General features: G+C 59.4%; 19 protein-coding genes and 1 tRNA gene. 8 read left to right on the plus strand and 12 right to left on the minus strand.

The window, feature by feature from the left end; all coding sequences use genetic code 11:
• Positions 1–229: 229 nt before the first annotated feature.
• On the plus strand, positions 230–1,558 hold the full coding sequence (locus AABC73_RS04940) for a DUF3100 domain-containing protein (RefSeq protein ID WP_341522682.1): 1,329 nt from the start codon (positions 230–232) through the stop codon (positions 1,556–1,558).
• A 47-nt stretch (positions 1,559–1,605) separates the two neighbouring features.
• Here AABC73_RS04940 and AABC73_RS04945 read toward each other — a convergent pair whose 3' ends face one another.
• Positions 1,606–2,520: a LysR substrate-binding domain-containing protein gene (locus AABC73_RS04945; RefSeq protein ID WP_065833295.1), complete on the minus strand. Its 915-nt coding sequence runs from the start codon at positions 2,518–2,520 to the stop codon at positions 1,606–1,608.
• 119 nt (positions 2,521–2,639) lie between these two features.
• Between AABC73_RS04945 and AABC73_RS04950 the strand changes: the two genes are divergently transcribed.
• Entirely contained in the window at positions 2,640–4,016 is a 1,377-nt protein-coding gene (locus AABC73_RS04950; RefSeq protein ID WP_341522683.1) for an L-serine ammonia-lyase, read from the plus strand.
• Between the two features lie 193 nt (positions 4,017–4,209).
• Here AABC73_RS04950 and AABC73_RS04955 read toward each other — a convergent pair whose 3' ends face one another.
• From AABC73_RS04955 to AABC73_RS04965, 3 genes are read right to left on the minus strand one after another with little or no spacing between them, the layout of a single operon-like run.
• Positions 4,210–5,367, minus strand: coding sequence for a M20 aminoacylase family protein (locus AABC73_RS04955; RefSeq protein WP_341522684.1), 1,158 nt, complete (start codon positions 5,365–5,367; stop codon positions 4,210–4,212).
• Positions 5,368–5,372: 5 nt separating this feature from the next.
• Positions 5,373–6,890 (minus strand): aldehyde dehydrogenase family protein, encoded by a 1,518-nt coding sequence (locus AABC73_RS04960; RefSeq protein ID WP_341522685.1) that lies wholly within the window; start codon positions 6,888–6,890, stop codon positions 5,373–5,375.
• A gap of 3 nt (positions 6,891–6,893) precedes the next feature.
• Complete coding sequence (locus tag AABC73_RS04965) at positions 6,894–7,784, minus strand: NAD(P)-dependent oxidoreductase (protein ID WP_341522686.1); 891 nt, start codon at positions 7,782–7,784, stop codon at positions 6,894–6,896.
• Between the two features lie 144 nt (positions 7,785–7,928).
• Between AABC73_RS04965 and AABC73_RS04970 the strand changes: the two genes are divergently transcribed.
• Complete coding sequence (locus AABC73_RS04970; protein WP_341522687.1) at positions 7,929–8,837, plus strand: LysR family transcriptional regulator; 909 nt, start codon at positions 7,929–7,931, stop codon at positions 8,835–8,837.
• Positions 8,838–8,927: 90 nt separating this feature from the next.
• Here the strand turns inward: AABC73_RS04970 and ychF are convergent, their stop codons facing one another.
• From ychF to AABC73_RS05010, 8 genes are all read right to left on the minus strand, one after another.
• Positions 8,928–10,028, minus strand: a complete 1,101-nt coding sequence (ychF, locus tag AABC73_RS04975; RefSeq protein ID WP_341522688.1) for a redox-regulated ATPase YchF — start codon at positions 10,026–10,028, stop codon at positions 8,928–8,930.
• A 21-nt stretch (positions 10,029–10,049) separates the two neighbouring features.
• Complete coding sequence (gene pth / locus AABC73_RS04980; protein ID WP_341522689.1) at positions 10,050–10,634, minus strand: aminoacyl-tRNA hydrolase; 585 nt, start codon at positions 10,632–10,634, stop codon at positions 10,050–10,052.
• A 164-nt stretch (positions 10,635–10,798) separates the two neighbouring features.
• Entirely contained in the window at positions 10,799–11,407 is a 609-nt protein-coding gene (locus AABC73_RS04985) for a 50S ribosomal protein L25/general stress protein Ctc (protein ID WP_341522690.1), read from the minus strand.
• 136 nt (positions 11,408–11,543) lie between these two features.
• Positions 11,544–12,485, minus strand: coding sequence for a ribose-phosphate pyrophosphokinase (locus AABC73_RS04990; protein WP_002552145.1), 942 nt, complete (start codon positions 12,483–12,485; stop codon positions 11,544–11,546).
• 45 nt (positions 12,486–12,530) lie between these two features.
• Positions 12,531–12,605, minus strand: a tRNA-Gln gene (locus tag AABC73_RS04995).
• 37 nt (positions 12,606–12,642) lie between these two features.
• The gene (gene ispE / locus AABC73_RS05000) at positions 12,643–13,494 is read right to left on the minus strand and encodes a 4-(cytidine 5'-diphospho)-2-C-methyl-D-erythritol kinase (RefSeq protein ID WP_341522691.1); all 852 of its coding nucleotides are present in this window, start codon (positions 13,492–13,494) and stop codon (positions 12,643–12,645) included.
• Between the two features lie 2 nt (positions 13,495–13,496).
• Positions 13,497–14,114 (minus strand): lipoprotein insertase outer membrane protein LolB, encoded by a 618-nt coding sequence (lolB, locus tag AABC73_RS05005; protein ID WP_341522692.1) that lies wholly within the window; start codon positions 14,112–14,114, stop codon positions 13,497–13,499.
• A gap of 4 nt (positions 14,115–14,118) precedes the next feature.
• Entirely contained in the window at positions 14,119–15,846 is a 1,728-nt protein-coding gene (locus tag AABC73_RS05010) for a tetratricopeptide repeat protein (RefSeq protein ID WP_341522693.1), read from the minus strand.
• 226 nt (positions 15,847–16,072) lie between these two features.
• Between AABC73_RS05010 and hemA the strand changes: the two genes are divergently transcribed.
• The 5 genes from hemA to murI are packed head-to-tail and all read left to right on the plus strand — an operon-like array spanning position 16,073 to position 20,820.
• Positions 16,073–17,350 carry a glutamyl-tRNA reductase gene (gene hemA / locus AABC73_RS05015; protein WP_341522694.1) on the plus strand — a complete coding sequence of 426 codons (1,278 nt, stop codon included), beginning with the start codon at positions 16,073–16,075 and terminating at the stop codon, positions 17,348–17,350.
• Entirely contained in the window at positions 17,347–18,429 is a 1,083-nt protein-coding gene (gene prfA / locus AABC73_RS05020; protein WP_341522695.1) for a peptide chain release factor 1, read from the plus strand. Before hemA ends, prfA begins: the two co-directional genes overlap by 4 nt.
• Positions 18,430–19,263, plus strand: coding sequence for a peptide chain release factor N(5)-glutamine methyltransferase (gene prmC / locus AABC73_RS05025; protein WP_065833283.1), 834 nt, complete (start codon positions 18,430–18,432; stop codon positions 19,261–19,263).
• Positions 19,257–20,027: a molybdopterin-synthase adenylyltransferase MoeB gene (locus AABC73_RS05030; protein WP_341522696.1), complete on the plus strand. Its 771-nt coding sequence runs from the start codon at positions 19,257–19,259 to the stop codon at positions 20,025–20,027. Before prmC ends, AABC73_RS05030 begins: the two co-directional genes overlap by 7 nt.
• On the plus strand, positions 20,020–20,820 hold the full coding sequence (gene murI, locus AABC73_RS05035) for a glutamate racemase (protein ID WP_341522697.1): 801 nt from the start codon (positions 20,020–20,022) through the stop codon (positions 20,818–20,820). Before AABC73_RS05030 ends, murI begins: the two co-directional genes overlap by 8 nt.
• Positions 20,821–20,895 lie beyond the last annotated feature (75 nt).

The raw sequence follows: 20,895 nt of genomic DNA on the forward strand, positions 1-20,895 counted from the left end.
TAGACGCGTTGAAGTTCCCTTCGTCAGGGTATTTTTCGCCTCGCCAGTTGCGGTAGCCAAAGGCCGATCTGCTCGACAGATTCGCGCAATAAGAGATATGGCCCGCCTCGCGTGAGCCTCCATGCCTGGCATGGATTTGAAACTGCCCTGGGTGCCGTCGGCGCCTCCTGAAAAACAACAACTATTGATCGGCCGCATGACGGCTGTTCAGCAGGTGAAGGGGATTACCATGCAACATTCGCAAGCCGTGACACTGGGTGATAGCCGTGCTGTTTCGTCGACGGTCAAACTGTACGTCTGGGCCGCAGTCATCCTGATTATTGCCGAGTCGATCGGCGCCATCAGTATTCCCCTGGGCCCCGGCAAAGTCGTGCTGCTGCCAATGGTCTGGGCATTGCTGATCGGTGCAGGCATTGGCCTGATCAGTCGTCGGGTGCCGGGCACCATCGGCCTGGATTACGGCGATCAAATGCGCTCCGCTTCGATTCTGCAACCTGCGCTGCTGGTGTTCATCGCCAAGCTGGGCATGGTGGTGGGCGGCTCCTTGCCAGTGGTATTCGCCTCCGGCTGGGCGCTGGTGTTTCAAGAGTTCGGCCACTTTGTCGGCACGGTTATCCTTGGTCTGCCGGTCGCCTTGATGCTGGGGATCAAGCGCGAAGCGATTGGCGCGACCTTCTCGGTGGGCCGCGAGCCTAGCCTGGCGATCATCGGCGAGCGTTACGGCATGGACTCTCCCGAAGGCCGCGGCGTGTTGGCCGAATACCTGACCGGCACTTTGTTCGGTGCGCTGTTCATCGCTATCGTCGCCGGCTTTATTACCAGCCTGGGGATTTTCCATCCCAACTCGCTGGCGATGGGTTCCGGCATCGGTTCGGGCAGCATGATGGCCGCCGCCGCTGGCGCCATCGCGGCCCAGCAGACGCCGGAAGTGGCCAAGGAAGTCATGGCGCTGGCCGCCGCGTCGAACCTGATCACCACTACCATTGGCACGTACTTCACGCTGTTCATCTCGTTGCCGCTGGCAGTCTGGGGCTATCGCGTGCTGGAGCCGATCATCGGCCGCACCACCAAGGCTTCGGTCCTGACCTCCGGGCCCAAGCACGACGACGTGCAGCTGGAAGTTCGCGAGCTGGGCTGGCCTGGCAAGATCAGCGCGTGGCTGGCAGCGGGCGCATTGGCCCTGATCGCCAACTATGTGGGCTACAAGACACTTTCGTCGGCAGCCTTCGGTGGCGTGGCGGTGATGATCCTGGCCGTATTCATCGGCGAGATGTTGTGTGTTGCCTTGAAGCGCAAGATCCCGGCGGTCTGCACTGTCTCGGTGATTGCGATGTTCATGACCTCGCCGCTGAACCCTTGGGCTGCGCAGGTTTCGCAGATGGTCGGTGCGGTGAACATGCTGGCGGTGATCACCCCGATGCTGGCCTTCGCGGGCCTGTCGATTGCCAAGGACTTGCCGGCCTTCCGCCTGCTGGGCTGGCGCATCGTACTGGTGTCATTCCTGGCGAACTTCGGCACGTTTATCGGTGCCGTGATGATCGCCGAGTTCTTCCACTAGACCACGAACTGTTGGAGCTACCCCGGTAGCTCCAACAGGCGTTGGCATCAACGCATCAACGCCTGCTCCACCAACCAGTCATGCACCGCACGCCGCGCCGGGGTGTTGAGTGCGCCCTCGCGGTAAACCAGAACGTATTTCTTGCGCGCTGCAATCGGATGGCCGAACGGCACGATCAATGAGCCTTCTTCCAGCTCGTTGGTGATCAGTGCCTTGCGCGCGATGGCCACGCCCATGCCCATGATCGCCGCTTCGATGGTCAGGTGATTGCGATTGAACGTGTGGCCGCGTCGCACATCGATGCCGGATGCGCCAATGGCATTCAGGTAAAACTCCCACTCCGCATATTCATAGCTGCCACGCCAGGCGGTGATGTCGTGCAGCAACGGGTAATGCACCAGCTGGCTGGGCGTATCCAGCGGCGGCTTGCCTTGCTGCAGGGCAGGGGAGCAGACCGGAAACAATTCCTCCTCCAGCAATGACGTGGTCATCAGGCCCGGATAACTGCCGTCGTTGAGGTCGATGGCCAGATCGAAATCGTCGTCGCGCAACGAGCCGCTGCTGTCTTCGGCGACGATACGCAATTGAATGTCCGGGAACGCCTGTTCCAGCAGCGGCAGGCGCGGCATCAGCCACTTGCTGAGGAACGACGGAATGCAGCGCAGCTTGAACACCCCGCCGATTCGGCCGGAGTGCAGCAGGCGCAATTCGTCATCGATGCGGCTGTGCACTTCGTTGGCGACCACTGCCAGGCGCTGGCCTTCGGCGGTCAGTTCCAGCCCGCGTCCCACCCGATGAAACAGCGCGAAACCCAGGCGTTCTTCCAGCTGGCGCATCTGCTGGCTGATCGCTCCGGGCGTGACATGCAGCTCATCCGCGCAACGGGTGAACGACAGGTGCCGGGCAGCACAGGCGAAGACTTGAAGCCAGGCGTGCATTTGCGCGTTGAGGATTTTGCTCATTGATCAGTTCTGCTTAACCGTGGCTTAGGAAGTTTCGTTTGTCGATCAGCCGGGCAATGCCAAGAATGCCAAGCATAGAAAAGTGGTTCTTCAAGCCTCTCACGAATCGAGAAATCTGTATGGCTATCAGCGTCTTCGACATGTTCAAAATCGGCATCGGCCCTTCCAGTTCTCATACCGTGGGACCGATGCGGGCTGCGGCGATCTTCAGCACCCAGCTGCGTGAAATGGAGCTGCTGAACCAGGTCGAGCGCGTGGAAGTGCGTTTGTACGGTTCGTTGTCTGCAACCGGGATCGGGCATGGCAGCGACCGGGCCGTGGTTATCGGCTTGATGGGCGAATGGCCCGATCAGGTCGACCCGGCTCAAGTCGCCCCGCGTGTGCAAGCGGTGCTTGAGGCGCAGGTATTGCTGCTGGCGGGCGACCATCAGATCACCTTCGATTGGCAGCGCGACATGCGCTTGCTGGAGGAAAGCCTGCCTTATCACCCCAACGGCATGACGCTCTGCGCTTATGGTGCCACTGGCGAGCTGTATGAGCAGACTTATTATTCTGTGGGCGGCGGTTTTGTCATCGATGCCGAGCAGGCGGCCAGCGGCGTCCTGGACAGCGATACCACCGAACTGCCTTACGATTTTTCCAGTGGCGCGCAATTGTTGCGTCTGTGCAAGAAGCACGGCTTGAGCATCTCCGGTCTGATGCTGGAGAACGAGAAAGTCTGGCGCACCGAGGCAGAAATCCGCGCGAAGGTCATGCATATCTGGAGCGCCATGCAGGCTTGTGTGAACAAAGGCTTGAGCGAGGAAGGCATATTGCCTGGCGGTCTGAATGTGCGGCGTCGGGCGTTCCGTCTGCATCGCAGCCTGCAAGAGCTGGGCAAGCCGAACGTGATCAGCTCGACCTTGAGCGCCATGGAATGGGTCAACCTGTTTGCCTTGGCGGTCAACGAAGAGAACGCAGCAGGCGGGCGCATGGTCACTGCGCCTACCAACGGCGCAGCGGGGATTATCCCGGCGGTCCTGCATTACTTCATGAAATTCAATCCTGATGCCAACGAAGATGACGTCGTGCGGTTCTTCCTGAGCGCCGCAGCGGTGGGGATTTTGTGCAAAAAGAATGCGTCGATCTCCGGTGCGGAAGTCGGCTGTCAGGGCGAGGTCGGTTCGGCGTGCGCCATGGCGGCGGCGGGTCTGGCGGAGATTCTCGGCGCGACGCCGGAGCAAGTGGAAAACGCAGCGGAAATCGGTCTGGAGCATAACCTGGGACTGACCTGCGATCCGGTGGGCGGTCTGGTGCAAGTGCCGTGCATCGAGCGCAATGCCATCGCTGCAGTAAAAGCCATCAATGCCGCGCAAATGGCCATGCGCGGCGATGGCGAGCACTTCATTTCGCTGGATCAAGCCATCCGCACCATGCGCGACACCGGCGCCGACATGCTCGACAAATACAAGGAAACATCACGCGGCGGGTTGGCGGTGAAGTGGGTGGAGTGCTGATAGCGCGACGTTGAGATTGGCTCATTCCTGTGCAGACTGTGTGAAAACTACTGCGCTCGACAATACGGCGTTAAAAACAGGCGAAAAATGCTCATTTAGAACGCCTAGACTCCGCTTTTTCGCCTGTTTTTGCCTTGTCTTGTCATCGCTCGTGACGTTTTCACACAGTCTGCACAGGTACTGAGCGGCTTTGTTAATCCCGCGGCAATTCCTGCTCTACCAGACTCGTCCACACCGCAACACCCGGCTCGATGGCCTGGTCGTTGAAGTCGTAGTACGGGTTGTGCAGCGCCGCTGAAGGTTTTTCGCCATCCACGCCGAGCCAGACATAAGCACCTGGACATTCATTGAGCATGAACGCGAAGTCTTCGGACGCCATGGACGGATTGCAGCCCCACTGAACCTTGTCCTCGCCCACTGCCGCAATGGCCGCGCGACGCATCGTCGCGGCGGCATCGACATTATTTTCCGTGACCGGGTAACCGACGGTGTAATCCAGCTTGCCGCTGACCCCGAACGCTGTCGGCAGTTGCTCGACGAATTCGCCGATCAGCTTTTCAACCTTGTCGCGAACCGGCGATTGCAGGCAGCGCACAGTTCCGCGCAACACAGCGGTTTCTGGAATCACATTGATCGCTTCTCCGGCGTTGAACTGGGTGATGCTGATCACTGCCGAGTCCAGCGGCGAGAGGCGTCGCGAAGTGATGGTCTGCAAACCCAGCACCAGTTCCGCTGCGGCAACAATCGGGTCGGCACCTTTGTCCGGCATGGCGGCGTGGCTGCCTTTGCCGGTCAGGACGATTTCGAACGTATCCAGCGACGCCATCATCGGCCCCGGATTGATCACCACGTGCCCGGCTGGCACGCCCGGCCAGTTATGCAGGCCGTAAATCGCCTGCATCGGGAAGCGCTTGAATAAACCGTCTTCGATCATCTTGCCAGCACCGCCAAGATTCTCCTCGGCGGGCTGAAACACGAAATGCACCGTGCCGGTGAAATTGCGCGTCTCGCTCAGATGGCGAGCGGTGGCGAGCAAGATGGCGGTATGCCCGTCGTGACCACAGGCGTGCATGCAGCCCTTGTGATTCGAACTGTGGGAATGCTTCGCCAACTCTTGAATAGGCAGCGCGTCCATGTCGGCACGAATGCCGATGGTCGGGCCATCGCCGGTGCGCAGGGTACCGACCACACCGGTGCCGCCGAGGCCGCGATGGACCTCGATGCCGAAGCTTTCCAGCAATTGCGCAACCCGTTCAGAGGTGCGCAGCTCTTCGAAACCCAGCTCAGGTGCCGAGTGAAAGTCGCGACGCCAGGCGATGGCGTCTTCGATCAGATTCTTGGAAACAGTCATCAGATTTACTCCAGGCTCGCGCCGTAGCCAAAACTGACCGCAGGCACGGCAGCGGTTTCGACCCAGACACTTTTGACTTCGCTGTACTCGCGCAATGCATCAACGCCAGACGAACGGCCGTAACCACTTTCGCCGTAGCCACCGAAGGGCGAGCTGACGTGGATGGTCTTGTAGCCGTTAACCCAGAAGGTCCCGGCCCGCACTTGCTTGGCCACGCGGTGGGCGCGCCCGACATCACGGGTCCACACGCCACCCGCCAGACCAAAGCGGCTGTCGTTGGCGATGCGGATTGCGTCGGCTTCATCCTTGAACGGAATGGCCACGACCACTGGGCCGAAGATTTCTTCCTGGGCGCAATACAGCGCGTTATTGCCGGCAAGAACCGTTGGATTGACGTAGTAACCCGGACCTTTCGGCAGCGGATCGGCATCGACGCCGACCAGTTTGGCGCCGTCTTTCAGCGCGCCTTCAACCATGGCTTTCACGTGGGCGTACTGCTTGGCGTTGTTGATTGGGCCGATCTGGGTGTCTGGATTGCTCGGATCGCCGACCTTGAATTGCTTACCCGCTGCCGCAAGGGCGGTGGTGAAACGTTCGAAAATCGATTCCTGAACCAGCAGTCGCGAACCGGAAACACAGCTTTGCCCGGCGCCGGAGAAAATCGCCGCCTGCGCGCCACGCAGGGCGACTTCCAGATCAGCGTCTTCGAAAACGATGTTGGCCGACTTGCCGCCCAACTCCATCACACACGGAATACAGCGTTGCGCAGCGGCGATGGCGATGTGGCGGCCAGTGGCTGGCGAGCCGACAAACACCACTTTGCGAATATCAGCCTTGGCGATCAGCGCCTGACCGATGGTGTGGCCGAAACCGGCGATCACGTTGACCAGCCCTTTAGGCACACCCGCGCGTTCGATCAACACAGCAACGGCCAGCGAAGACAGCGCAGTCAGTTCGGACGGCTTGAGGATCACCGCGTTCCCGGCGGCAATAGCCGGAGCGATCTGCCAGCCGCAGGTGAAAATTGGTGCGTTCCACGGGGTGATTTGCAGCACGGTGCCCAGCGGTTCGTAGGTTACGTAATTGAGGTGCGAGGTCGGCACCGGAATCACTTCGCCGTGCAACTTGTCAGCCCAGCCAGCGTAGTATTCGAACATCTCGGCGACTTTCGCCACTTCGACTGTCGCGTCGCGGATCGGCTTGTTGGCGGTCAGGGATTCGATCTGCGCCAGATTGGCGGCTTCCTGGCGAATCAGCGCGCCGACTTGATACATCAAGCGGCCACGCGCCTGGGCGGTCAATGCGGCCCACTGGATTTGAGCGGTTTTCGCGGCCTTGTCGGTCACTTCGACCAGCGAAGCGTCGGCGTCGGCGTAGCTCAGCATCAGGCTGTCATCGTGGGCGTTGCGCACTTCAACCGGCGCGCCATGGCCTGCGACGAATTCGCCGCCCACATAGCTGCCGACGGTGCTGCGGTCGCCCCAATACGGGCGCATCAGTTCGAGAATTTTTTGCGTGCTCATGGGTTATTCCCCTTTGCCGAACAGCTGGGCATCGGTGCGTTGCACGATGCAGTTGAAGTCTTCGCCATCCGGCAGCGTTTCGCTGCTGGCGGCCCACAGTTGCGCGACGATGCGCGCCAGCGGCAAGTCCAGATCCAGGCTTGCAGCCAGATCGGTCGCCAGGCCGACGTCTTTGCGCATCAGGCCCATGGTGAAGCCGGAGTTGTAGGTTTTGTTCAGCACCCAGGTCGGAAACATCACCTGGGTCGCGCCGCTGCGGCCGGAACCGGCGTTGAGGCCGAGCATGAGTTTTTCCGGATCGACGCCAGCCTTGGCCGCCATGCTCACCGCTTCGGCGGTGCTGATCAGGTGGCAGGCGGCGAGCATGTTGTTGGCGATTTTCGCCACGTTGCCCGCGCCGCATTTGCCGACGTGTACGCGGGTGCCGCTCATGCCTTCGAGGACCGGCATGACTTTGGCGAGGTCTTCGTCTTCAGCACCGATCACCATGGACATGGTGCCGGTGGCAGCGCCTTTAGGTCCGCCGGAAACCGGAGCATCGATAAAGCCGATGCCTTTTTCTGCCAGGGCCGCGGCGACCTTGCGGCTGGCCTCAGGTGTGGACGTCGTGGTATCGACGACGATCAGGCCACGGTTGCCTTGGGCGAGGATGCCATCAGCGCCCAGGCATACCGCTTCGACGTGTTCGGCCTTGGGCAGCGACAGAATCAGCACGTCGACCTGTTTGATCAGCGCGGTTCTGTCGGTGACCGGCTTGACGCCCTTGCTCTGGGCTGCGCTCAGCGCTGCCGCCGACAAATCGAAGCCGCTGACGTCGAAGCCTTTGCTCGCCAGGGTCGCAGCCATGCCGCCACCCATGTTGCCCAACCCAATCACACCTACTTTTATAGTCATCTCGAAATGCTCGCTCAGCTGTTTGGCACGCAAGGCCGCACGTTCAGTTTTAATTGCGGATGGCTCGAGTATGGACATCGGTCTGCCCACGCAGCAATAATTGCTAAATTCATTTTTGTTGCGTTCAGCGCAACGCAGGTGGTTATGAGTCTGGTTCAAGATCGACGCATCCTGTACTTCTTCGAAGCTGTGCGTTTGGGCAGCGTGCGTGGCGCTGCGGATTTTCTCGACGTGGCGCCTTCAGCGGTCAGCCGACAGATCGCCCAACTCGAACACGAACTGGGCACGCCGCTGCTGGAGCGGCATCGACGCGGCGTCAAGCCGACGGAGGCGGGGGAAAAGGTGCTGGGTTATTACCGCCAACGCCTGTCGCAGCAGGAAGTGTTGCTCGAATCGCTGCAAGCCTTGCGCGGGTTGCAAAGTGGCTCGGTGATCCTGGCAATCGGCGAGGGTTTCATCGATGGGCTGGCCGAACCGCTGGCGAAATTCTCGACGCTTTATCCCAAGGTCGAACTGCAAGTGAATGTGTGCGGCACCAACGAAGTGATTCGTCAGGTCGTGGAAGACGAGGCGCATATCGGCCTGGTGTTCAATCCGCCGACCGATCCGAAAATCCGTTCACATGCCCATCAGAAGCAGCCGGTTTGCGTGGCGGTCAGCCCCGATCATCCGCTCGCGCAGACGCCGGGCCTGCTGCCGCTCAAGGGCCTGGACACTTATCGCCTGGGATTGCTCGGCGTGTCCTACGGTATTCGCCAGATCCTGACTCAGGCCGAGCAGCAGTCCGGGGTTTCGCTGATTCCGACCCTGACCTGCAACACCTTCGCCATGCTCAAACGCTTCGCCATGCAGGGCGGCGTCACTTTGCTGCCGACCTTCGTCATGGTCGATGAACTGGAAAGTGGCAAGCTGCTGGCGCTGCCCCTGGAATCCGAGGTGTTCAGCAATTCTCAGGTGCATCTCATCAGTCGCCTGGGCAGGCAACTGAGCGTGGGATCGAGTCGTCTGTTGAACCAGCTGATGCAGGAAATGACCGCGTTCCAGGGGCGCTGAGCAGCGGCCCCAAACGCAAAACCCCCGTATCGCGGGGCGATTACGGGGGTTTTGAGGTTGATCAAGCTGCGTGCGGGGGCACGCAATCGATCAGACGTTAAAACGGAAGTGCAGCACGTCGCCATCCTTGACGATGTAGTCTTTACCTTCCAGACGCCATTTGCCTGCTTCCTTGGCACCGGCTTCGCCCTTGAACTGGATGAAGTCGTTGTAGGCGATGCATTCGGCGCGGATGAAGCCTTTTTCGAAGTCGGTGTGGATCACGCCAGCGGCTTGTGGTGCGGTGGCACCGACGCGGACGGTCCAGGCGCGGACTTCTTCGACGCCAGCGGTGAAATAAGTCTGCAAATGCAGCATTTCGTAGCCAGCGCGGATTACGCGGTTCAGGCCCGGTTCTTCGAGGCCCAGGGCTTCAAGGAACATGTCCTTTTCTTCGCCGTCATCAAGTTCGGCGATTTCGGCTTCGATCTTGTTGCAGACCGGCACCAGCATTGCGCCTTCTTCTTCGGCGATGGCGCGAACAACGTCCAGCAACGGGTTGTTCTCGAAACCGTCTTCAGCGACGTTGGCAATGTACATGACCGGCTTGGTGGTCAGCAGATGGAAGCCACGAACCACGGCCTTGTCGTCGGCGTTCATGGTCTTCATCAAGGTGCGCGCTGGCTTGCCTTCGGTGAAGTGAGCGATCAATTGCTCCAGCAGGCCTTTCTGGACCACTGCATCCTTGTCACCGCCCTTGGCGTTGCGCGTGACTTTCTGCAGCTGTTTTTCGCAGCTGTCGAGGTCGGCGAAGATCAGTTCCAGGTCGATGATTTCGATGTCGCGCTTTGGATCGACGCTGTTGGAAACGTGAATCACGTTTTCGTCTTCAAAGCAGCGCACAACGTGAGCGATCGCATCGGTCTCGCGGATGTTGGCCAGGAACTTGTTGCCCAGGCCTTCGCCTTTGGACGCACCGGCAACCAGGCCAGCGATGTCGACGAATTCCATGGTGGTCGGCAGGATACGCTTGGGATTGACGATGGCCGCCAATGCCGCAAGGCGCGGATCCGGCATCGGCACGATCCCGGTGTTCGGTTCGATGGTGCAGAAGGGGAAGTTCTCCGCTGCAATCCCGGACTTGGTCAGGGCGTTGAACAGAGTGGATTTGCCGACGTTGGGCAGGCCGACGATGCCGCAATTGAAGCCCATGGTGTTTCCCCTCGAGTGATGTCAGGCCTTCTGGCTGTGCAGGTTTTTCATCGCTCGGTTCCATTCCCCGGCGAAGATATCCGGCAGCACGCCGAGGGCAAAGTCGATACTGGCGTCCAGTTTTTCCTGTTCGGCGCGAGGCGCTCGACCCAGGACAAAACCGGAGACCTTACTGGCGTCGCCCGGGTGGCCGATGCCAAGCCGCAGGCGGTGAAAGGTGTTCTGATTGCCAAGCTGCGCGATGATGTCGCGCAGCCCGTTGTGACCGCCATGGCCGCCGCCCTGTTTGAGCTTGGCAACGCCCGGAGGCAGATCAAGTTCGTCGTGGGCCACCAGGATCGCCTCGGCCGGAATACGATAGAAACCGGCGAGTGCCGCGACGGACTGGCCGCTGCGGTTCATGAACGTGGTGGGGATCAACAGGCGAACATCCTGACCCTGGTGACTGAAGCGCCCGGTCAGGCCAAAAAATTTGCGCTCGGCGACGAGACTGACTCGTTGCGCGTCGGCGATACGTTCAACAAAAAGAGCCCCTGCGTTATGCCGGGTCTGTTCGTATTCAGCGCCTGGATTTCCCAGGCCAACGATCAGTTGTATGGCAGTCACGACAGGGGCCCTTCTTTTGAGCTGTGGATAACACCGCCGATGACAGCGGCAAACGGGGACAAAAGCTGCTCATTTACCATGATGTAAACTCCGCGATCCTGCCCGATTTGCCTGCTGTCTTTCACGATGCTTCCCGAGCAACTCCGGCGTTACCAAGTAATGAATTACTCGGCGGCGCCTTCTTCTGCTGCGTCTTCGGTCGGTGCAACGCGTGGAGCGTGAACGTTGGCAACAGCCAGGTCGTTACCGTGCGCCAGTGCCACGAACTCAACGCCTTTAGGCGCTTTCAGATCGGACAAGTGCAGGATCGAACCGATTTCCAGAGCAGACACGTCTACTTCGATGAACTCAGGCAGATCTTTCGGCAGGCAGGTTACTTCCAGTTCGGAAGTGACGTGCGAAACTTCGCCGCCTTTCTTGACCGGAGCATCTTCACCAACAAAGTGTACAGGTACGATAGCGGTCAGTTTCTGGCCAGCTACAACGCGTACGAAGTCAGCGTGCATCACGTGGCCTTTGGCCGGGTGACGTTGCAGAGCTTTGATGATGACGTTTTGCTTTTTGCCAGCAATGTTCAGCTCGATGATGTGGCTGTACGAAGCTTCGTTTTCCAGCAGCTTGGCAACTTCTTTAGCCAGCATGCTGATGGACTCAGGGGCTTTTTCGCCACCGTAGACTACAGCTGGAACCAGGCTTGCGAGACGACGCAGGCGGCGGCTCGCACCTTTCCCCAGGTCGGAACGCAGTTCAGCATTCAAAGTAAAATCGTTCATGTTGTTTCTCCAAATTAACCACATTCGTCTTCGCGTTTGCGACCAGCGCTAAGACGGTATGGGCAAAAAAGCCCCGCCCTGACCGAATGTCAGGGCGGGGCGCTTTTCGTCAACGAGATATCTGCCGGGCTAAACCCTAGCGGAACATCGCGCTGATCGATTCTTCGTTGCTGATGCGGCGGACCGCCTCGGCGACTACCGGAGCAATATCCAGTTGACGGATACGGCTACAGGCCTGTGCTGCAGCGGACAACGGAATGGTATTGGTTACCACCAGTTCGTCCAGCACGGAATTTTCAATGTTTTCGATCGCCCGACCCGACAGCACAGGGTGTGTGCAGTAGGCAAAGACCTTGGCAGCGCCATGCTCTTTCAAGGCTTTAGCCGCGTGGCACAAGGTGCCGGCGGTATCGACCATGTCATCGACCAGAATACAGGTACGCCCTTCGACATCACCGATGATATGCATCACTTCAGAGTGATTGGCTTTCTCACGGCGCTTGTCGATGATCCCGAGATCTACGCCCAGGGATTTGGCAACGGCACGTGCACGCACGACGCCACCGATATCCGGGGAAACAATCATCAGGTTTTCGAAGCGTTGATCTTCAATGTCATCCACCAGAACAGGGGAGCCGTAGATGTTATCTACCGGAATATCGAAGAAACCCTGGATTTGGTCAGCATGCAGATCAACCGTGAGAACACGATCGATCCCCACCACGGTAAGCATGTCAGCAACGACTTTCGCGCTGATAGCCACACGTGCGGAACGCGGACGGCGATCCTGACGGGCATAACCAAAGTAAGGAATCACCGCAGTGATTCGGGACGCTGAGGAGCGGCGGAAGGCATCAGCCATCACGACGAGTTCCATCAGGTTATCGTTGGTCGGTGCGCAAGTCGGCTGAATGATGAAGACGTCTTTACCGCGGACGTTTTCATTTATCTCAGTGCTGATTTCGCCATCGGAAAACTTGCCGACGGAGACATCACCTAGTGGGATATGCAGCTGACGTACGACACGTCGAGCCAGATCGGGGTTAGCGTTCCCCGTAAAGACCATCATCTTGGACACGCGCAGTACCTAGAGGCTGAGGGTAACCTGGATGAGTATAGAAAATGGCAGGGGCGGCTGGATTCGAACCAACGCATGGCAGGATCAAAACCTGCTGCCTTACCGCTTGGCGACGCCCCTGTATTTGTTGCATCGAGTACCCAGTACTCGGTTCCTTTTAGAGCAGTTCTTGCAGCTTGCGATGCAACATTGACACGTTGCTTCCCTTTGCTACAAACCCTGTAAGGGTCTCTGTCAGAAGGGCCGAGACTTTATCAGCTTCAGCTTTGTTTGGGAAGGCCCCAAACACACAACTTCCAGTTCCGGTTAATTTTGCTTCGGTAAAATTACCTAACAAATTCAAAGCGTTACGTACATCTGGATAACGCCTTGCTACAACCGGTAAGCAGTCATTTCGACTGTTTCCCTTGGGAACGGGGCGCACTTTAATGGGAGGAGTGTTACGTGTCAACAGTGGATCTGAAAAAATTTCTGCTGTACTTACAGATACTTGCGGCACGAGCACCAGATACCACGGTTCTTCGGGGTCTACGGGAGTGAGTTTTTCACCCACACCCTCAGCAAATGCGGCGTGTCCACGCACGAAAACCGGCACGTCCGCGCCTAACGTCAGGCCCAGCGCGGCGAGTCGGTCTTCGTCCCAGCCAAGCTTCCACAAATGATTCAAACCGAGCAGTGTCGTGGCGGCATCGGAGCTTCCGCCGCCAATTCCGCCGCCCATGGGCAGGCGTTTTTCCAGCCAGATGTCCATACCGAGGGTGCAGGCCGATTGTTTTTGCAGCGCGCGAGCGGCCTTGACGATCAGATTGCTGTCGTGCGGGACGCCGGCAACGTCGGTTTGCAGGCAGATTTCGCCATCCTGGCGAACCGCAAAACTGAGTTCGTCGCCGTAATCGAGAAACTGAAAGATGGTTTGCAGTTCGTGGTAGCCGTCAGGGCGACGGCCAAGAATGTGCAGCATCAGGTTCAGTTTTGCCGGAGCAGGCAAGGTCAGGCGAGGTGCGCTCATGCTTATTGCCCCAGTTTGCGCGGTTGCCAGTCCTTGATCACCAGCGTGACGTCGAGGTCCTGACCATGCAATTTGACGCGTTCGGGCAGCCAGTAGCCGTTCTGCTCGACGTAGCTCAGGTATTCAACCTGCCAGCCGTCCTGTTCGAGACTTGCCAGGCGGCTGTTGCCGTCCAGTTGCAGACGACTTTTGCTGTCAGGCGCGGGCAGGCCGCGTACCCACCAGACCAGATGCGAGACCGGCAGTTTCCAGCCCAGCTGATCCTGCAGGAGTGTTTCCGGGTCCGGCGATTCGTAGCGGCCCTGGTTGGCGACTTCCAGGCTGACGGCGCCGGGGCGGCCGGTCAGACGCGCCGCGCCGCGACCCAGTGGGCCAGACAGGCGAATGTCGTAGTAATCCTGTCGTTGCAGCCAGAACAGCGTGCCGCTGCCTGAATCCTTGGGCGCACGGATGCCGACCTTGCCGTTGATCTGCCAGCCATCGAGGCTGCTCAGCTGCTGTTTGTGCTGGCGCCATTGCGCCGGATCTCCCTTGCCTTCCAGGGCTTCGCGGGAGGAAATACCGGCGCAGCCGGCGAGCAGGGCAATGAGGCTGAATACGATTACGTGGCGCAAAAACATAGAATTAAAGAGTCTCGGATCCGGTCAGGCGCCGCAAAGTGCTGCGCAAAATAGGGCTGTCGGGTTGCTGCTCCAGGGCTTTGCCCCAGATTTTACGGGCTTCGCGCTGCTCGCCTTTGGCCCACAGCACTTCGCCGAGGTGGGCAGCGACTTCGTGGTCCGGGAAGCGTTCCAGAGCCTGGCGCAGCAGGCGTTCGGCTTCATCCAGGTTGCCCAGGCGGTAGTTCACCCAGCCGAGGCTGTCGAGAACAGCCGGGTCATCCGGGTTCAGGGTGTGAGCTTTTTCGATCAGGTCCTTGGCCTCGGCATACCGTGTCGTGCGATCCGACAAGGTGTAACCCAGGGCATTCAGGGCCATGACGTTTTCCGGTTCGCGCTTGAGAATCGTGCGCAGGTCTTTTTCCATTTGTGCCAGATCGTTGCGCTTTTCGGCCAGCATCGCCCGGGTGTACAGCAGGTTCAGATCATCCGGGTATTGCTTGAGCGCCTGATTCAACACTTGCCAGCCACGTTCGGCCTGGTTGTTGTTGGCCAGGGTTTCGGCTTCGATCAGGTACAGCTGAATGGCGTAATCGGGTTGCGCTTCACGGGCTTCGGCGAGGCGTTTCGAGGCTTCGGCGGCGCTGCCGTTACTCATCAGGATATCGGCCTGACGCAGCTGCGCGGGCAGGAAATCGGAGCCGGGACCCACTTGGGCGTATTCAGCCAGAGCGCTTTGTGGATCGTTGCGTTCTTCGTGGATGCGGCCCAGATTCAGGTGCGCTGAGTCGACGTGTGCGCCACGGGCGATCAAGTCTTCGAGGTAGCCAGCCGCTTCGTCCCAAGCCTTGGCTTCCAGGCACACCAGCGCCAGGGAGTAGCGCAGATCGTCGTCTTCAGGGAATTGCTGGACGAGGCTGGAAAACTGCACCTTGGCGTCCGCCATGCGGTTCTGTTCAACCAGCATGCGCGCGTAAGTCAGGCGCAGGCGTTTGTCGTCCGGGTATTTCTTGATGCTTTTTTCGAGGATCGGCAACGCTTCCTTGCCGCGATCCATGCCTTGCAGGAGGCGGGCGCGCAGCAGGATCGGCGCCACTTCACCTTCTTTTGGCGGATTGTCTTCCAGCAGCTTCAGGGAGTTCTCGGCGTCGCCGTTCTGTTGCAGCAGCAGCGCCTTGCCGAAAATCAGCTGGCCGTTGTTCGGGTATTTGGCGAGCAGCCGGTCAAAACTTTTGAGCAGCGCATTGCGCGTCTCGGGATCGGTTTCCGAAGCGGACAGCGCAAGAAAATCGAAATGTGTGTCGCCCTGACCCTGAAGGACCTTTTCCATGTAGACCATGGAGTCGTCATAGCGACCGGCGCGGGCCAGCTGAATCGCGGCGGCGCGCTGGGCTTCAAGATTGGTTCGGTCGTTCCTGGCCCAGATCAGCGAGGTGTCCAGCGCAGCCTGGTCGGCGCCCAGGTACTCGGCGATCCGGAACGCGCGCTCGGAAACACCGGGATCCTGAGTGTTGATCGCCTGGGTGACGTAGTTGTCCAGGGCGATATCGAAACGATTGCGCTGACCCGCGAGCTCGGCGCTCATCAGGCTGACAAAGGTTTCCTGAGTGAACGATCCATAGACCTGAGGCTTGGCGTCAGGCGCTGGAGTCGTGTCCTTCGGCACAGGCGTTGCCTGTGGTTCAACGGGGGCCATCGACTGGCAGCCGCTCAGAAAGACAAGGGCGAGGAATAACGCGGAGGATCTATTCATATATAAGAAGGGACGACTTACCTGCGGTCTGGGCATCATGACACAAGGCTGGAAGCAAACCCACAGCCGGTTGGAAAACTGCTGGGTGTGCGTTTTTTTGCAGGCCGCAGGTCCCGTTTTGAGGCGTTTATGCAGCGGCTGTACTAGGACAATAGTCTGCGGTGGTTGTTCTGAATCTATTGAAGTAGGACAATTGCCGGCTTCACGTCACCATCAGCGACCTTGAATGGCCTTCCTTGCACTTGGTATTAACCATAAGACTGCCTCGGTAGACGTCCGCGAGCGCGTGGCATTTACGCCTGAACAGTTAGTTGAGGCCTTGCAGCAGCTCTGCCGCCTGACCAACAGCCGCGAAGCCGCGATCCTCTCGACCTGCAACCGCAGTGAGTTGTACATCGAACACGACGAACTCGCGTCCGAATCCATCCTGGCCTGGCTGGCCGACTATCACCAGCTGAGCCTTGAAGAATTGCGTGCCAGTGCCTATGTGCACGAGGACGATGCCGCCGTGCGCCACATGATGCGCGTCGCCTCGGGCCTCGACTCGCTGGTGTTGGGCGAACCGCAGATCCTGGGCCAGATGAAATCAGCCTATGCCGTGGCCCGGGAAGCCGGAACCATCGGTCCGTTGCTGGGCCGGCTGTTTCAGGCCACGTTCAGTGCCGCCAAACAGGTGCGTACTGACACGGCCATCGGCGAAAACCCGGTTTCCGTGGCTTTTGCCGCCGTCAGCCTGGCCAAGCAGATCTTCAGTGACTTGCAACGCAGCCAGGCCTTGCTGATTGGCGCGGGCGAGACCATCAGTCTGGTCGCCCGCCATTTGCACGACCTGGGCGTCAAGCGCATCGTGGTCGCCAACCGGACGCTGGAACGCGCGAGCATCCTGGCCGCAGAGTTTGGCGCCCACGCGGTGTTGCTGGCGGATATCCCGGCCGAACTGGTCAACAGCGACATCGTGATCAGCTCCACTGCCAGCCAGTTGCCGATTCTGGGCAAGGGCGCGGTGGAAAGTGCACTCAAGCTGCGCAAGCACAAGCCAATTTTCATGGTCGATATCGCCGTACCCCGGGATATCGAGCCGGAAGTCGGCGAGCTGGACGACGTTTACCTGTATACCGTCGACGATCTGCACGAAGTGGTCGCCGAAAACATGAAAAGCCGTCAGGGCGCCGCGATGGCTGCCGAGCAGCTGGTGACCATTGGCGCCGACGAATTCATGTTCCGCCTGCGCGAACTGGCTGCGGTCGATGTGCTGCGCGCTTATCGCCAGCAGAGCGAGCGCCTGCGTGACGAAGAGCTGCTCAAGGCGCAACGCATGCTGGCCAACGGCGCCAATGCCGAAGAAGTGCTGGTGCAACTGGCGCGCGGCCTGACCAATAAATTGCTGCATGCACCCAGTGTGCAACTGAAAAAACTGTCTGCTGAAGGTCGCCTCGATGCGCTGGCCATGGCCCAGGAACTTTTTGCCCTTAACGAGGGCTCGACGGATAAACCCCCGCAATGAAAGCGTCACTGCTCAATAAGCTGGATATCCTCAGCGACCGCTTCGAGGAATTGACTGCGTTGCTTGGCGATGCGGAAGTCATTTCCGACCAGAACAAATTTCGCGCCTATTCCCGGGAATACGCCGAGGTCGAGCCGATCGTCGAGGCTTATAAACTGCTGCTCAAGGCTCTGGCTGATCTGGACGGCGCCCAGGCGCTGCTCAAGGACAGCGATCCGGACATGCGTGAAATGGCCGTCGAGGAAGTCCGCGAGACCAAGCAATTGCTGGTTGAGCTGGAAAGCCAGCTGCAGCGCATGCTGCTGCCCAAGGACCCCAACGACGGGCGCAACGTGTTCCTCGAAATTCGTGCCGGTACCGGTGGCGACGAGGCGGCGATTTTCTCCGGCGACCTGTTCCGCATGTATTCGCGTTACGCCGAGCGGCGTGGCTGGCGGGTGGAGATCCTCTCGGAAAACATCGGCGAGCATGGCGGCTATAAAGAAGTGATTGCCCGGGTCGAAGGCGAGAACGTTTACGGCAAGCTCAAGTTCGAATCCGGCGCGCACCGTGTACAGCGTGTCCCCGAGACCGAATCCCAGGGTCGTATCCACACCTCGGCCTGTACCGTCGCGGTGTTGCCCGAGCCCGATGAGCATCAAGTCATTGAAATCAACCCGTCGGACTTGCGCGTCGATACCTACAAGTCTTCCGGCGCTGGCGGTCAGCACGTGAACAAGACCGACTCGGCGGTGCGTATTACCCATCTTCCGTCGGGTATCGTCGTCGAATGTCAGGAAGAGCGTTCGCAGCACAAGAACCGCGCCCGCGCGATGTCCTGGTTATCTGCCAAACTCAACGATCAGCAAACCAGCGCTGCGGCCAACGCCATTGCCAGCGAGCGTAAACTGCTGGTGGGTTCGGGTGATCGATCCGAACGCATTCGTACCTACAATTTCCCTCAGGGACGAGTAACGGATCACCGCGTCAATCTGACCTTGTACTCCCTGGATGAAGTTTTGGCCGGCGGGGTCGATGCAGTGATAGAGCCGCTGCTCGCCGAATATCAGGCAGATCAACTTGCGGCATTGGGTGAGTAAATGACCATCATCGCCAGCTTGTTAAGAAGCGCAGAGCTTCCCGATTCGCCGACCGCGCGTCTGGATGTCGAATTGTTACTGGCCGCCGCGCTGGGTAAACCGCGTAGTTTTCTGCACACGTGGCCGGAGCGCATCGTCAGCAGCGAAGCCGCGCTGACCTTCGCGTCCTATCTGCAACGGCGCCGGACCGGCGAGCCGGTGGCCTACATTCTCGGCCAGCAGGGTTTCTGGAAGCTGGACCTGGAAGTGGCGCCACACACGCTGATTCCTCGTCCGGAAACCGAAATGCTGGTCGAGGCGACACTGGAACTGGTACCGGGCTTTGCGCCGACCAAAGTTCTGGATCTGGGCACCGGCACTGGCGCAATCGCCCTGGCACTGGCCAGCGAGCGTCCGCTTTGGCAGGTGACGGCGGTGGATCGGGTGATCGAAGCCGTGGCCCTTGCCGAGCGCAATCGCCAGCGTCTGCACCTGGACAACGCCAAGGTCCTGAACAGCCATTGGTTCAGCGCCATCGAAGGCCAGCAGTTCGACGTGATCATTAGCAACCCACCTTATATCGCCTCGGAAGATCCGCATCTGGTCGCCGGGGACGTGCGTTTCGAGCCCAGCAGCGCGCTGGTCGCCGGTGCCGACGGTCTGGATGACCTGCGCCTGATCGTCGATCAGGCCCCGGCGCACCTGAACGCCGGTGGCTGGTTGCTGCTGGAGCATGGTTACGATCAGGGTGTCGCCGTGCGTGATCTGCTTAGCAGCCATGGTTTCGAAAAAATCCAGACTCGTCGCGATCTGGGTGAGCACGAACGCATCACCTTCGGACGCATGCCGTGCTGACTGACGCGGAGCTGTTGCGCTACAGCCGACAGATTCTGTTGCAGCATGTCGACATCGACGGCCAGCTGCGTCTCAAGCAAAGCCGGGTATTGATCGTCGGCCTCGGTGGCCTGGGTTCGCCCGTGGCGTTGTACCTGGCGGCGGCGGGTGTCGGCGAGCTCCATCTGGCGGATTTCGACACGGTCGACCTGACCAACCTGCAACGCCAGATCATTCATGACACGTCCAGCGTCGGGTTGAGCAAGGTCGATTCGGCCATTGCCCGGCTGACGGCGATCAATCCCGAAATCAAGCTGGTCGCCCATCGCCGCGCCCTGGACGATGACTCCCTCGCTGCCGCCGTTGATGCCGTGGATCTGGTCCTCGACTGCTCGGATAACTTTGCCACCCGTGGCGCGGTCAATGCGGCTTGTGTTGCGGGACGCAAACCCTTGGTCAGTGGCGCGGCGATTCGTCTGGAAGGGCAGTTGTCGGTGTTCGACCCGCGCCGTCCGGAGAGCCCGTGTTACCACTGTTTATACGGTCACGGCAGCGAAGCGGAACTGACTTGCAGCGAAGCCGGCGTGATCGGCCCGCTGGTCGGCTTGGTCGGCAGTCTGCAAGCCCTTGAGGCGCTGAAGCTGCTGGCTGGATTCGGCGAGCCGTTGGTGGGACGCCTGTTATTGATCGATGCATTGACCACCCGTTTTCGCGAATTGAAGGTCAAGCGTGATCCGGGATGCAGTGTCTGTGGAGCAGCCAGCGAACAGGGCAAGCATGAGTAGAGCGAGTGATGCGCCGGTAGGTGTTTTCGATTCAGGTGTCGGCGGCCTTTCAGTGCTGGGTGAAATCCGCAACCTGTTGCCGAATGAGTCGCTGCTGTACGTCGCCGATTGCGGGCACATCCCGTATGGCGAGAAGACCCCGGAATTCATTCGCCAGCGCTGCCTGATCATCGCCGATTTTTTTCACCAGCAGCGCGCCAAGGCGCTGGTCCTGGCGTGCAATACGGCGACCGCTGCCGCCGCTGCTCAGTTGCGCGAGCGTTATCCAGACTGGCCAATTGTCGGCATGGAGCCTGCGGTCAAACCGGCGGCGGCTGCCACTCGCAGTGGCGTGGTCGGTGTATTGGCCACCACGGGAACCCTGCAAAGCGCTAAATTTGCTGCGTTGCTTGATCGTTTTGCCGGCGATGTGCGGGTCGTCACCCAGCCGTGCCCTGGTCTGGTGGAGTTGATCGAGAGCGGCGATCTGTTCAGCCCGACCATTCGCGCATTGCTGCAAAGCTACGTTGATCCGCTGCTGGCCGAAGGCTGCGACACGATTATTCTTGGCTGCACCCACTATCCCTTCCTAAAGCCCTTGCTGCGCGAAATGATCCCGGAGTCGATCAGCCTGATCGATACGGGCGGCGCAGTTGCCCGGCAACTCCAGCGACTGCTGATCCAGAACGACCTGTTGGCCGATATTCCGGCTCGGGAAACGCTGTTCTGGACAAGTGCGAATCCAACTAAATTCAGAAACATCCTACCCGTACTCTGGAAAAAATCTGACAGTGTGAGAAGCTTCGATTTGTAAAAAAATCGTGAAATGCACTGTTTTGCACTGAACTATCGTGCGGCTCCGGATTTCTATAGCGAATCTGGTGAAGTA

It is taken from the genome of Pseudomonas sp. G.S.17 (genome assembly GCF_038096165.1).
GTDB lineage: Bacteria > Pseudomonadota > Gammaproteobacteria > Pseudomonadales > Pseudomonadaceae > Aquipseudomonas.